Annotated in this window: 12 protein-coding genes, 4 tRNA genes and 1 pseudogene; 12 read left to right on the forward strand and 5 right to left on the reverse strand. The window is 64.0% G+C overall.

All coding sequences use genetic code 11. From position 1 onward, the window contains the following. Nucleotides 1-230 (forward strand): annotated as a pseudogene (locus JCM9942_RS19555) (Y-family DNA polymerase); the annotation flags it as partial. Beyond that, a complete protein-coding gene (locus tag JCM9942_RS00855; protein WP_054656876.1) occupies nucleotides 227-3,316 on the forward strand; it encodes an error-prone DNA polymerase in 3,090 nt (1,029 codons plus the stop codon). The pseudogene JCM9942_RS19555 and the gene JCM9942_RS00855, both read left to right, overlap by 4 nt. Nucleotides 3,317-3,531: 215 nt before the next feature. On the opposite strand, the gene JCM9942_RS00860 is transcribed toward JCM9942_RS00855, so the two are convergent. The 4 genes from JCM9942_RS00860 to JCM9942_RS00875 all read right to left on the reverse strand — a co-directional run bounded on the left by JCM9942_RS00860 (nucleotide 3,532) and on the right by JCM9942_RS00875 (nucleotide 4,079). Beyond that, nucleotides 3,532-3,607: transfer RNA gene (locus JCM9942_RS00860), tRNA-Glu, on the reverse strand. Nucleotides 3,608-3,659: 52 nt separating this feature from the next. Continuing rightward, a tRNA-Ala gene (locus JCM9942_RS00865) sits at nucleotides 3,660-3,735 on the reverse strand. A 140-nt stretch (nucleotides 3,736-3,875) separates the two neighbouring features. Further along, nucleotides 3,876-3,951: transfer RNA gene (locus JCM9942_RS00870), tRNA-Glu, on the reverse strand. Between the two features lie 52 nt (nucleotides 3,952-4,003). Next, nucleotides 4,004-4,079 (reverse strand) — tRNA-Ala (locus tag JCM9942_RS00875). Between JCM9942_RS00875 and JCM9942_RS18725 the strand changes: the two genes are divergently transcribed. Both JCM9942_RS18725 and JCM9942_RS00880 read left to right on the forward strand, forming a co-directional pair. Next, nucleotides 4,047-4,208: a hypothetical protein gene (locus JCM9942_RS18725; RefSeq protein WP_157722734.1), complete on the forward strand. Its 162-nt coding sequence runs from the start codon at nucleotides 4,047-4,049 to the stop codon at nucleotides 4,206-4,208. The two genes, JCM9942_RS00875 and JCM9942_RS18725, sit on opposite strands and share 33 nt — an antisense overlap. A gap of 754 nt (nucleotides 4,209-4,962) precedes the next feature. Beyond that, on the forward strand, nucleotides 4,963-5,292 hold the full coding sequence (locus JCM9942_RS00880) for a hypothetical protein (protein ID WP_054656878.1): 330 nt from the start codon (nucleotides 4,963-4,965) through the stop codon (nucleotides 5,290-5,292). Here JCM9942_RS00880 and JCM9942_RS00885 read toward each other — a convergent pair. Next, complete coding sequence (locus JCM9942_RS00885) at nucleotides 5,286-5,690, reverse strand: hypothetical protein (RefSeq protein WP_054656924.1); 405 nt, start codon at nucleotides 5,688-5,690, stop codon at nucleotides 5,286-5,288. The genes JCM9942_RS00880 and JCM9942_RS00885 overlap by 7 nt on opposite strands. A gap of 190 nt (nucleotides 5,691-5,880) precedes the next feature. Here JCM9942_RS00885 and moaA point away from each other — a divergent pair, with 190 nt between their 5' ends. The 8 genes from moaA (at nucleotide 5,881) to JCM9942_RS00925 (ending at nucleotide 12,379) form a co-directional block, all read left to right on the forward strand. Then, entirely contained in the window at nucleotides 5,881-6,861 is a 981-nt protein-coding gene (gene moaA, locus JCM9942_RS00890; protein ID WP_054656880.1) for a GTP 3',8-cyclase MoaA, read from the forward strand. Nucleotides 6,862-6,868: 7 nt separating this feature from the next. Continuing rightward, nucleotides 6,869-7,882: a bifunctional molybdenum cofactor biosynthesis protein MoaC/MoaB gene (moaCB, locus tag JCM9942_RS00895; RefSeq protein WP_054656882.1), complete on the forward strand. Its 1,014-nt coding sequence runs from the start codon at nucleotides 6,869-6,871 to the stop codon at nucleotides 7,880-7,882. After that, on the forward strand, nucleotides 7,879-9,135 hold the full coding sequence (locus JCM9942_RS00900; protein ID WP_054656884.1) for a molybdopterin molybdotransferase MoeA: 1,257 nt from the start codon (nucleotides 7,879-7,881) through the stop codon (nucleotides 9,133-9,135). The genes moaCB and JCM9942_RS00900 overlap by 4 nt, the downstream gene beginning before the upstream one ends. Next, nucleotides 9,132-9,392, forward strand: a complete 261-nt coding sequence (locus JCM9942_RS00905) for a MoaD/ThiS family protein (protein ID WP_054656886.1) — start codon at nucleotides 9,132-9,134, stop codon at nucleotides 9,390-9,392. The genes JCM9942_RS00900 and JCM9942_RS00905 overlap by 4 nt, the downstream gene beginning before the upstream one ends. 3 nt (nucleotides 9,393-9,395) lie before the next feature. After that, nucleotides 9,396-9,893 (forward strand): molybdenum cofactor biosynthesis protein MoaE, encoded by a 498-nt coding sequence (locus JCM9942_RS00910; RefSeq protein ID WP_054656889.1) that lies wholly within the window; start codon nucleotides 9,396-9,398, stop codon nucleotides 9,891-9,893. After that, nucleotides 9,877-10,440, forward strand: coding sequence for a molybdenum cofactor guanylyltransferase (mobA, locus tag JCM9942_RS00915; RefSeq protein WP_054656891.1), 564 nt, complete (start codon nucleotides 9,877-9,879; stop codon nucleotides 10,438-10,440). Before JCM9942_RS00910 ends, mobA begins: the two co-directional genes overlap by 17 nt. Then, nucleotides 10,437-10,808, forward strand: coding sequence for a DUF7009 family protein (locus tag JCM9942_RS00920; protein WP_054656893.1), 372 nt, complete (start codon nucleotides 10,437-10,439; stop codon nucleotides 10,806-10,808). The genes mobA and JCM9942_RS00920 overlap by 4 nt, the downstream gene beginning before the upstream one ends. 152 nt (nucleotides 10,809-10,960) lie before the next feature. Then, nucleotides 10,961-12,379, forward strand: coding sequence for a NarK family nitrate/nitrite MFS transporter (locus JCM9942_RS00925; protein ID WP_054656895.1), 1,419 nt, complete (start codon nucleotides 10,961-10,963; stop codon nucleotides 12,377-12,379). Nucleotides 12,380-12,413: the final 34 nt, after the last annotated feature.

Consider the following 12,413-nt stretch of genomic DNA (forward strand, 5'->3'; position numbering starts at 1 on the left):
GTGATGTCCCGGCCCTGTTGCGCCCCGGTTGGCTGCTGCGCGAACCCCGGCCGTGGCCAGGGGCGGCGCCGGAGCTGCTGTCCGGGCCGGAGCGGATTGAAAGTGGCTGGTGGGAGGCGGATATACGGCGGGACTACTACCGGGTCGCTACTCGCTTCGGCCAGCAGGCCTGGGCCTGGCGCGACGTGGGCGGCGAAGGCGGGTTCATGCTGCATGGCTGGTTTGCATGAGTGAGGGATATGCCGAGCTGCATTGCCTGTCGGCCTTCAGTTTCCAGCGCGGCGCCTCGACTGCGGATGAGCTGTTTGCCCGCGCCAGGCACCACGCCTACAGCGCGCTGGCGATCACCGACGAATGCTCGCTGGCCGGCATCGTGCGCGCACTGCGGGCATCGGAAGCCAGTGGCGTGCCGTTGATTGTCGGCAGTGAAATACAGCTGGAGGCTGGCCCTCGGCTGGTGTTGCTGGTGGAGGATGACAACGGCTACCGCAGCCTGTGCTGGCTGATCACCCAGGCCCGGCGACGTGCCGACAAGGGCCAATACCGGCTGCTGGCCGAGGATCTCGAGCAGGTGGATCGCAGCGGTCTGCTGGCGCTGTGGCTGCCGCCGGCGGTGCCGGAGCCGGCGCACGGGTGTCGCCTGCGGGAATGGTTTGCCGATCGTTGCTGGATCGCGGTCGAGCTGCATCACGGGGCGGATGATCCAGGGCGCCTTCAGTTATTGCAGCGCTTGGGCGCGGAGCTGGGGATGCCGCTGGTGGCGTCCGGTGATGTGCACATGCACGCGCGGGGGCGGCGTGCCCTGCAGGACGTGATGACGGCTATCCGCCACCGCGTCACCGTGGCCGACGCCGGTCATCTGCTGTTTCCCAACGGCGAGCGGCATCTGCGGCCGCTGTCCGCCCTGCGGTCGATCTATCCGTCCGCGCTGCTGCGCGAAACGCTGCGGATAGCAGCGCGTTGTACCGGTTTCGACCTGAGAAAAGCCGTGGACTACCTGTATCCCAGTGAGTTGGTGCCTGCCGGCCATACGCCGCAAAGCTGGCTGGCTGAGCTGGTGAGGCAGGGCGCCTGCAGACGTTGGTCGCAAGGGACGAGCCCCCAGGCGCAGGCACTCATCGACAAGGAGCTGGCGTTGATTGCCCGCAAGCGTTATGCCTCCTATTTCCTCACTGTGCATGACCTGGTGGCCCACGCCCGCAGCCTCGGCATCCTCTGCCAGGGGCGCGGTTCGGCGGCCAACTCGGTGGTGTGCTTCGTATTGGGAATCACCGAGCTGGATCCTTCGCACAGCCACCTGCTGTTCGAGCGTTTCATTTCAGAAGATCGCGACGAACCGCCGGATATCGACGTCGATTTCGAGCACGAGCGGCGGGAGGAAGTCATCCAGTATGTGTTTGCACGTTACGGACGCGAGCGGGCCGCGTTGGCTGCGGTAGCCACCCAGTACGGCGGACGCGGGGCGATCCGCGATGTGGCGCGGGTGCTGGGGATGCCCGGTGACGCGATCAGCCGGCTGACCAGCTGTATCGGCCAGTGGTCGGACCGCCTGCCCGACGGGGAGCGATTGCGCGAGCACGGGTTCGACCCGGACAGCCCGCTGCTGCATCGCATCCTGGTGCTGGCTGGCGAACTGATCGACTTTCCGCACTACCTGTCGCAGCACCCCGGCGGGTTCGTCATTTCCGAGCGGCCATTGCACAGCATGGTGCCGGTGGAGAACGCCGCGATGGCCGCACGCACGGTGATCCAGTGGGACAAGGATGACCTGGAGTTCCTCGGCCTGATGAAGGTCGACGTGCTGGCGCTGGGCATGCTTACCGCAGTGCGGCGCTGCTTCGATCTGATACGGCACCATCGCGGGCGTCAGCTCACCCTGGCCACGATTCCGAAGGAGGACGCGGACACCTACGCCATGATCAGCCGTGCCGATACCGTGGGTGTATTCCAGATCGAATCACGCGCACAGATGGCGATGCTGCCGCGATTGCGGCCACAGACGTTCTACGACCTAGTGATTGAAGTGGCGATCGTGCGCCCGGGGCCGATCCAGGGGGACATGGTGCATCCCTATCTGCGGCGTCGAACCGGTGAGGAGCAGGTCAGCTATCCCTCACCGGCGTTGGAGCAGGTGCTGGAGCGCACCTTGGGAGTGCCGCTGTTCCAGGAGCAGGTGATGCAGATCGCGATGGTCGCGGCCGGTTACAACGCCAGCGAGGCCGATGCGCTGCGGCGCTCGATGGCGGCATGGAAACGCCATGGCGGCCTGGAGCATCATCGCGAGCGTCTGACTGCGGGGATGTTGGCGCGCGGCTATCCCTTGGAATTTGCAGAACGTATCTTCGAGCAGATCAAAGGCTTCGGCAGCTACGGTTTTCCGGAAAGCCATGCCGCCAGCTTCGCGCTGATCGCCTATGCCAGCAGCTGGCTCAAATGCCACTACCCGGCCGAGTTCGCCTGCGCCTTGCTCAACAGCCAGCCGATGGGCTTCTACAGCCCGGACCAGCTGCTGCAGGATGTGCGTCGACATGGCGTCGCAACGCGGCCGCTGGACGTGCGCTACAGCGGCTGGGACTGCTCCCTGGAACCCGAGCGCGATGGCCGGCGCCTGGCTATCCGTCTGGGGTTCTGCCTGGCGCGCGGCTTCAATCAGGCAGATGCGCTGCGTATCGAGCAGGCGAGGGCACAGCGGGCGTTCGCCGATGTCGCCGACCTGTGCCAGCGAGCGGCGCTGGATGGTCGCACCCGCGCGCTGCTGGCGGATTCCGGCGCTTTGCGCGGAATGGCGGGGCATCGCCACCGCGCGCGCTGGGTGGTCGCCGGCGTGGAAGCGATGCGGCCGTTGTTCCAGGGCCTGGCCGAGACCGACGAGGCGGCGGTGGCCTTGCCGATGCCAAGCGCGGGGGAGGATCTGGTGGCCGACTATGCACTGCTGGGCACCACCCTGTCCGCCCATCCCCTGTCACGCCTGCGGGCGCAGTTGCGGGCCCGGCGCTGCCGCAGCTCCAACGATCTGGCAACGATGCCGGCTGCAGGCCGCGTGGTGGTTGCCGGGCTGGTGCGTGGTCGCCAGCGCCCGCAGACCGCCAGTGGCGTTACCTTCCTGACGCTGGAGGATGAGTTTGGCCAGATCAACGTTGTGGTCTGGCGGCAGCTTGCCGAGCGCCAGCGCCAGGTCTTCCTTGAATCCCGCCTGATACAGGTCAGCGGACGCCTCGAAGTCGAAAACGACGTACGGCATCTTGTCGCCCGCCGCCTGGAGGATCTGACGCCGCTGCTGGGGGGGCTGGATGTGCAAAGCCGGGATTTTCATTGAATGACGCCGGCTCGGTGACTCGCCTGGGGAGCCCGGACGCCCCGGTTTCGAGCAGCGCAACAACCTGGAGGGCAATCCTCGCGCATTGCGAAGGGATTGCCTCAAAGAAACCCGCATGGGAGTGGCTTGTCTGGCGGAAGGACTCGCCGGATCGCGGTTGTAGTGGATCATTTCAGGCAAGAAAAAAGCCCCGATTTCTCGGGGCTTTTTAGAAATGGCGTCCCCACGGGGATTCGAACCCCGGTCGCCACCGTGAAAGGGTGATGTCCTAGGCCTCTAGACGATGGGGACGCGTATTCTGAAAATCTCAAGTTGTAAGTCCGAACGGCCTAAAGTCCGGATTTGGTGGAGCCAAGCGGGATCGAACCGCTGACCTCCTGCATGCCATGCAGGCGCTCTCCCAGCTGAGCTATGGCCCCACGTTGTTTTGCGAGCTCGCCATTATAGCGGGCTTTTGCTGGAATGGAAGAGGTGGGCTTCCTCTTTGGGACCGCTTGGGAGTGCGGTTCCTCCAACAAAAAAGACCCGGTTTCTTGGGTCTTCAGTTTTACTTGATGAATGGCGTCCCCACGGGGATTCGAACCCCGGTCGCCACCGTGAAAGGGTGATGTCCTAGGCCTCTAGACGATGGGGACGCGTAAACTTCATCAAATTTTTCGACAATCCAGACGGCCTAATGTCCGGATGTGGTGGAGCCAAGCGGGATCGAACCGCTGACCTCCTGCATGCCATGCAGGCGCTCTCCCAGCTGAGCTATGGCCCCGACGTTGCCGAGGAGGAAATAGTAACGGGGCTTTGTTTTTCCCGCAAGCAATTTGTTAAAAAATTTCACGACTGTTTATGCGGATGCGGGCTGCGTGCTCTGTCCCCCACACAGCAGGCATTTGCCTGACATCCGCCTACGGATGTTTCCGGCATCCACAGTTGGTCTGCCCGGGTAGCGTCGATGCTGTCGCTGGCCCTACGGAGGGGAGATGCCTATCTGGATGATGTCTTCGATTCTGGCGTTGCAGCTCGCCGGTGGGCAATCCGCATTGCACGTCTTCAAGTGCATGGATGCAGGAATCACGGCCTATCAATCTACACCGTGCACAAGCCGCCAAGTGACCTCCTGGGAGGTGGTTTCCGAACGCGTAGATCCCGAGATCGAGCGGAAGCTGGAGCAACTGCGCGTGGAGCTGCGCAGCCGGAATAGCGTAGCCGTCGCCCGTGGCGGGAGCCGATCACGCTTGCGCCGGCAGAGCGTCCCATCCCCCAGTGCCTGTGAGCGCGCCAGGTCGGGGAGAGAGGCCGCCTTCAAGAAGGCCGGCCACAAGCGGAGTTTTCACCTGTCAAGCCGCTGGGACAACGCAGTCCATGATGCATGTCGATGAGCGGATCTGCACTCTGGCAGAGCATGCGGTTCTTGAAGTTGGAACTCGCTGGCAGGTGCAGTGAAAAATGCGGCGGCCCCCGACCGGGTGGCAGCCAAGGATGCACGGTGTATCACTTCAGCAATCCCTGTATGGGTGTTTGACATGCTGCTCGACACCGCAGGTGCGTTGGCTCCCCAGATGGGGGGCGCAGATCGGGCTGCCTCGATTTGACCCGGTTGCCTAACCGGCGCAAGCTCAAGCCCTGCGTTGCACAACCCAGGACCGGAGATCATGACTGCTGTCACTTCGATGAGTGCCCCGGGCGACAAGCTGCCCTCTTCGCGCCTTTGGCGGGTGTTCTGGCTGCAGGGCGTGCTTCCCAGCAACCTTTTATGGGCAGGAGCGATGTGGGCTCTGGCGCAGGGCAAGTTGCCGCTGCTGCTGGGGCTGTTCGTGGTACTGCTGCTGTACACCGGCTGGATCATCCCGGCGGTATGGCGCGCTTCGGCCAATGCTCGAACGCCCGGGTATGGATTGGCCGCGCGTGGCTTGACCGTTGCATGGGGATTGAACACGGTGCTGGTGGTGTTCTTTCTGACCCTGCAACTGTTGGCTCAATAAAATTGAATGGGATCACCCTCCCGGTCGAAGGCCGCGAAACGGCTGATTTGTCCGTTGTTGATGGCATTGACCATAAGCCGTAGCGGTTGAGCGGCTTCATCACTGGAAGGAGGGATCCCGGCGCGACCTTCCATGGCGGCGACAAACACCAGATCCCAGGTCAGGCCTGTGTTGCCGGACTCGCTGGCCAGTGCGCGGAATGAGGCGATTTCCTGCGGTGCCTTGTCCACGCATAGCACTGGCGTCAGGGTGCCACCTTCTCCCTGGGCATGGCGCTCATGCTGGTCGCGGGTAGGGGATTCGGGAAGTTCGGTGCGGACAAATACGAACAGCAGGCGCTGGGGTTGCGCCTGTTCGCCGGCGGCACGCAGCAGATCATCGAAATTGCTCAGCATCATGATGGAGTTCACGGGAAGCAGGTCCGGGAACAGGCATGCTGCCATAACCATCACGCAACCGGCGGGGATGAAGACTTGATTTAAGTCATGTCACTGCAGCATCTCGCCACGTAGCTGGCGCCGGGCCGCTGCTTAAAGGGCTGGTACCCCGGGCGAGCATGGAAATCTCGAGTCAGGAGGTGATACAGCCATGAATCAACTTGCTGACGGCTTCGGTCGCCGCTTTCCCTATCTGCGGCTGTCGCTCACCGAGGCCTGCAATTTCCGTTGCCGCTATTGTCTGCCTGAGGGCTATCAGGCAGACGGTCGACCGAAATTCCTGACAGTCGACGAAATCGCCCGGCTGGTGCGCGCATTTGCGATCCTGGGCATGCACAAGATCCGCCTGACCGGTGGCGAGCCCAGCCTGCGCAAGGATCTGGAGCAGATCATCGCCACCGTGGCGCAGGTGCCGGGCATCCGCAAGGTCGCCATCACCACCAATGGCACCTTGTTGCCACGACATCTGCCGGGGTGGAGCCGCGCCGGTCTCAACGCATTGAACGTGAGCATGGACAGCCTGCAGCGCGAGCGCTTCCGTGCCATCACCGGGCACGACCGGTTACCGCAAATCATGGAAGGCATCGCCCTGGCACAGGCCTTGGGCATTCCATCGATCAAGCTCAACGCGGTACTGCTGCGTGGCGTCAATGACGATGAGCTTCCGCAATGGATGGAGTTCCTGCGCGAGCGTCCGCTGAGCATCCGCTTCATCGAATTGATGCGCACCGGTGACAACGCCGATTATTTCGAGCGCTATCACCTGCGTGCCGAGGTGTTGGTCGAGCAACTGCTGGCCGCCGGATGGAGTGAGCGTGCGCGCGCCGCCGATGCCGGCCCGGCCCGTGAGTTCGCCCATCCCGACTACTGCGGCCGTGTGGGCATCATCGCGCCGTATTCGCGCGATTTCTGTCGAGGCTGCAACCGTTTGCGCGTGACCGCGCGCGGCGACTTGCGGCTATGCCTGTTTGGCGACTTCGGGGTGCCGTTGCGACCGCTGCTGCAATCAGATGATGACAGTGATGCGCTGTTGGCGCGCATCACCACCCAGTTGGGCTTGAAGGCGGCCGGGCACGGACTGCATCAGGGCCTGACCGGCTTGACCCCGCACCTGGCCTCGATTGGAGGATGAAAGAACGATGAGCGTTGGAATGAGTGCGGCTTTCCATATGGCCGATGTCCGTGACAAACGCGTGACCCGGCGTCGTGCGGTGGCGGTGGGTGAGCTGATTGCCGGACCCGCGGCGTATCCGATGATCGTCGAGCGTCGGCTGCCCAAAGGCGATGCCCTGGTCATGGCGGAGATCGCCGGGCTGCAGGGGGCCAAGTCGGCCTCGACACTGATGCCGTTGTGCCATCCACTGCCGCTGGAACTGGTACGCGTGTACTGCGCGCCGGTGCCCGAACGGCAGGCGATCCGGGTGTGGTGCGAATGCGCCAGTGAAGCGCGTACGGGCGTGGAGATGGAGGCACTGGCCGGTGTCAATGCCGCCCTACTCACGCTGTATGACCTGAGCAAGCCGGTTGAGCCGGCGCTGGAAATCAGTGGTATCCGCCTGCTGTTCAAGGAAGGTGGCAAGAGTGGGGTGTGGATGCATCCACAGGGCATGGCGACCGACGAGCTGGCACGCTTCCAGCCGCGTTCGCCCAAAGGACTGCACGGCACGCGCTGCGCGGTGATCACCCTCAGTGACCGTGCGAGCGATGGCCGCTATATCGACGAGTCCGGCCCAGGCCTGGTGCAGCGGCTGCAGACACTCGGTGGCGATGTGGAAACGGTGGAAGTGCTGCCGGACGGTATCGAGCCACTGGCGGGGCGCCTGCAGGCGCTGGCAGCTGACGGGGTGCGGCTGTGCATCTGCACCGGCGGCACCGGACTGGGGCCGCGTGATCTCACCCCCGAAGCCTTGCAGTCGCTGGGGGGACGTCGTGTCGAAGGGCTGGCCGAGATGGTGCGCAGCCTCAGCGCGCAGCATACCCAGCACGCCTGGTTGAGTCGCGCTGAAGTGGTTCAGCTGGGCACGATGCTGGTGATCGCATTGCCGGGAAGCCCACGTGCGGCAAAGCAGTGTCTGGATATCCTGGCACCGCTGCTGGGCCATGCGCTGGCCATGATCGGCGGTGGCAGCCATGACGAAGGCGGGCATGCATGATCAGTTATGCCGAGGCGCTGCACCATCTGATGGCGGCGGCCCAGCCGTTGCCGGCTGAAACACTGCCGCTGGAACGGGCGGAAGGACGTACGCTGGCAGTGGCCGCGACTAGCATGCAAGCATTGCCGCCGTTCAACAACTCGGCGATGGATGGATTCGCGCTGCGCGCCGCCGGTGCGGTGGTTGCCGCCGGCAGCACTTTCGAGGTGCAGGGCTGGCAAGCTGCCGGCGATGCCGCAGCCCGAGGCGGGGCCGGCGCCTGGGAAGTCATGACCGGTGCGCGGATGCCCGAAGGTCTGGACAGCGTCGTGCCGGTGGAGCAGGTCGAGGTCCTGGAGGCCGATGCCGGGCGACCGCTGCGTATCCGCCTGCGGGAGGCGCTCAAGCCCGGGCAGCATGTACGCCTTCGCGGGCAGGACGTGGAGCTCGGCGAGGTGGTGCTTGCCGCAGGCACGTTGCTCGACATCAATGCCTTGACCCTGTTGCAGGCGATCGGCACGGTCAGCGTGCCGGTCCGCCAGCAGCCGCGCGTGGCAGTCATCGCCACCGGCAAGGAGCTGGTCAGCGACGCCGGACAGGCGCTGGAATCGGGACAGATCCGCGACAGCAATCGGCCATATCTGGTCCGCCGCCTGAAAGCGGCGGGGGCCGACGTGGTGTGGCAGGGCGGGGTGGCCGATGAGATGGCGGATTTCACCCGGGCGCTGGAGGACGCACTGCGCGCAGGGGCGCGGCTGCTGGTCAGTACCGGTGCGGTGTCGCAAGGGCGCTACGACTTCCTTCCCGATGCCTTGCGTGCACGTGGCGCGCAGATCATTTTCCACAAAGTCGCGATCCGCCCGGGCAAGCCATTGCTGTTCGCGCGGCTGCCGGACGGCGCATTGTATTTCGGCCTGCCCGGCAATCCGGTCTCGGCGGCGGTGGGCCAGCGCTTTTTTGTCGAGCCGGTCTTGCGCCGACTGTTGGGACTGGAGGATGAACCGGTTTTGCAGCTGCCGCTGCAGGCCGACGTGCCCAAGCCACCGGGGCTGCGCGCGCATGTCCGCGCACGGGTGGAAGTGGACGCGGCAGGACGCTTGAGTGTCCGCGTGCTGGGTGGGCAGGAATCGTTCCGTTTGAAGACCACGCTGCAGGCCAATGCCTGGGCGGTACTGGAGGAAGAGGGCGGTCTCGCCGTTGCCGGCACGCCGGTTCGTGTACAGGGCTGGGGTCACTGCGAACCGGTGCAACTGGTTGCACAGGAGATGTCATGAAACAGATGCAGGTTCAGCTGTTCGGCGCGTTTTCGGATCTGGATCCGCAGCGCGAGATCGAGGTGGTCACGCATGGCGAGCACATCGCGGATCTGCGCCAGGCATTGCGTGAATTGATCGTGCAGCGCTGGCCACAGTTCCGCGCGGGGCTTATCGACTACTCCGTTTTTGCCGACGAGCAGCGGGTGTTGCGTGACGATGATCCGCTGCCGGACGATGGCCGTGTTGCCATCCTGCCTCCCGTCAGCGGAGGCTGAACCATGCGCACAGGCAGCCTCTGGAAAATTGTTGAACGGGCGAACGGCAGGGTTGATCCAGCCGAAGCCATCGACTTCGTTTCCGATCCCGCATTCGGCGGCATCGATGTGTTTATCGGCAAAGTGCGTGATCTCAACCAGGGACGTGGTGTGCAGGGCATCACCTATGACCTGTTCGAGCCGCTGGTCATGAACGAGTTCCAGCGCCTTGTCGCCGAGGTCGAGGCGGACTTCGGTCCGCGCATCAAGCTATATGTGGCACATGCCAAAGGCCGGTTGGCGGTGGGCGATGTCGCCGTGGTGGTGGCTGCCGGAACACCCCATCGCGATGAGGCGTTCCGGGCGTGCCGGCAGCTGATCGAGGCGGTGAAGCACCGTTCGCCGATCTGGAAACAGGAGCACTATCTGGACGGTGACAGCCAGTGGAGTGAGGGCTGCGCGTTGTGTGAGCCGGTCGTGGGGCCGGCGGACGAGAGACACGTTCATGAACACCCGCACTGAGTCTTCACTGCTGGCCGGCATCGTGCTGGCCGGAGGTCTGTCCAGCCGGATGGGACAGGACAAGGCGCGGCTGCTGTGGCGCGGGCGGCCTTTACTGACGCACATGTGCGGGCTGCTTGAGCAGTCCGGTGCACGACCGGTCAGGGTGAGCGGTGACTATCCGGATTTCGACGCGGTACCCGACAAGCTGCCAGGTTGCGGCCCACTGGGCGGCTTGTACAGCGTGTTGCCGATACTTGATGATGGTCCCGCGTGGGTGGTCCCGGTAGATATGCCGCGCTTGAACAAGGCATTGCTTGGGCGCCTGCGGGATGCCGGACCGGCGCCGTGCGTGATCTTCCAAGGGCAACCGCTGCCGATGCGGTTGAACATCGACGATGCATGCCGCAAGGTAGTGGCGTCCATGGTCCAGCAACGCGAAGGGCCGCGTTCCCTGCACGCCCTGCAAGCGCGCCTTGGCGTACTTGAGCTGCCCTTGTCGGACGATGTCGCTCCATGGCTGGTGAACTGCAATACCCCCGCACAATGGGAGGAGGTTGCATCATGAAAGTGCAGATTCACCGCCAATCGATACGATTGCGTATTGATGAGGCGGAATTGGCCAGACTCCTGGCCGGCCAGAGGGTGGAAAACCACACTCGTCTGGCTGCTGAGCGCTGCTGGTCGCAGACCCTGCGCCTAGTTCCTTCCGGTGAAGTCCTCATCACGGGTGATACGGCGATACTGCAGATCAGCCTTCCGCGCGATGCCGTGTTGGCGTTGCAGGCGCGGTTGCCGTGCCGTGACGGCCTGAGCTTTGACGTTGCTGCGGGCGGAGAACCGCTGCAGTTGCGGCTTGACGTGGATATACGCGACAGCCTGCGACAGCGCGGTCCTTCGCGCCGGTCCGCGGCGGCCACATCCTCCATGGTTTGACATATATCAGGAAACCGGCGCGCAGGCGCCGTTGATTGATCCAGATCAATCGCGCCACCAGCGCGGCCCGGGCTTAATGGCGCCGGTGGCGCGATTGAGCACAGTAAAAGCACAGCAAGCCAGCGCCGTTTCATACCGCATTGGAGCCATGCATGACTGTCAGTGACGATGTCAAAACAGGCAAGAAGGCGAGCACAGGCCGGGTCATCACCGATTGGCGGCCCGAAGATCCCGACTACTGGGAACGCACAGGCAGGCGCGTCGCCACACGCAACCTCATCATTTCCATTCCCGCGTTGCTGCTGGCATTCGCCGTATGGGTGCTGTTCTCCTCGGTGACCATCAGCCTGCCGCGCATCGGCTTCAACCTCAGCACCGATCAGCTGTTCTGGCTGGTGGCGCTGCCCAGTCTCTCCGGGGCCACGCTGCGCATTTTCTACTCGTTCGTTATTCCGATCTTCGGCGGGCGCCGGTGGACCGCATTGTCCACCGCTTCGCTGCTCATCCCGACGTTGTGGCTGGGCTTTGCGGTGCAGGATCTGTCCACGCCCTACTGGGTGTTCGTGCTGATCGCGATGTTCTGCGGCTTTGGCGGTGCGAACTTCTCCTCCTCGATGTCCAACATCTCCTTCTTCTATCCCAAGCAGCGCCAGGGCTCGGCACTTGGGCTGAATGCGGGGCTGGGAAATGTCGGCGTCTCCGTATCACAGGCGGTCATCCCGCTGGTGATCACGGCAGGCGTGTTCGGCGCACTGGGCGGGGCGCCACAGCCGACCATGGATGGTGGCGAGCCGCTGTTCCTGCAGAACGCCGGCTTCATCTGGGTGCCGGGCATTGTCCTGTTCGCGTTGGCCGCGTGGTTCGGCATGAACGACCTGACCAGCGCCCGCTCCTCGTTCTCCGAGCAGGCCGTCATCTTCCGCCGCAAGCACAACTGGCTGATGTGCTGGCTGTACATCGGCACCTTCGGTTCCTACATCGGCTTTTCGGCCGGGTTCCCGATGCTGGTCAAAAGCCAGTTCCCGGAAGTCAACCCGATGACCTATGCCTTCATCGGCCCGTTGCTGGGTGCGCTGATGCGCTCGGTGGGCGGCAGCATGGCTGATCGCTGGGGCGGCGCACGCCTGACGTTCTGGGTGTTCGCGCTGATGATCGCCGCGGTGTTCGGCGTGCTGCACTTCCTGCCCAGCAACGGCCAGGGCGGCAATTTCTACGGTTTCCTGCTCTCGTTCATGGCCTTGTTCGTACTCAGCGGCATCGGCAACGGGACCACGTTCCGGATGATTCCGGTGATCTTCCGCACCCTGCATGAGCGCTTGTCGGCCAGTGAGGGGGCCGAAGGCAAGAAGGCCTCTGCCCACCAGGCCAGCATCGAATCGGCCGCGGTGGTCGGCTTCTCCGGCGCGATCGGTGCCTATGGTGGCTTCTTCATCCCCAAGAGCTACGGCACTTCGATCAGTTTGACCGGCAGCCCGGACATGGCGCTGTACGGATTCATCGTGTTCTACACCACGTGCCTGGCGGTGACGTGGTGGTGGTACTACCGGCGCGGCGCCGAGACGCCCTGCTGAGACAGCCACACAGCGTAGCCAGAAGACACACCCA

It is taken from the genome of Stenotrophomonas pictorum JCM 9942 (assembly GCF_001310775.1).
Classification (GTDB): domain Bacteria; phylum Pseudomonadota; class Gammaproteobacteria; order Xanthomonadales; family Xanthomonadaceae; genus Stenotrophomonas; species Stenotrophomonas pictorum.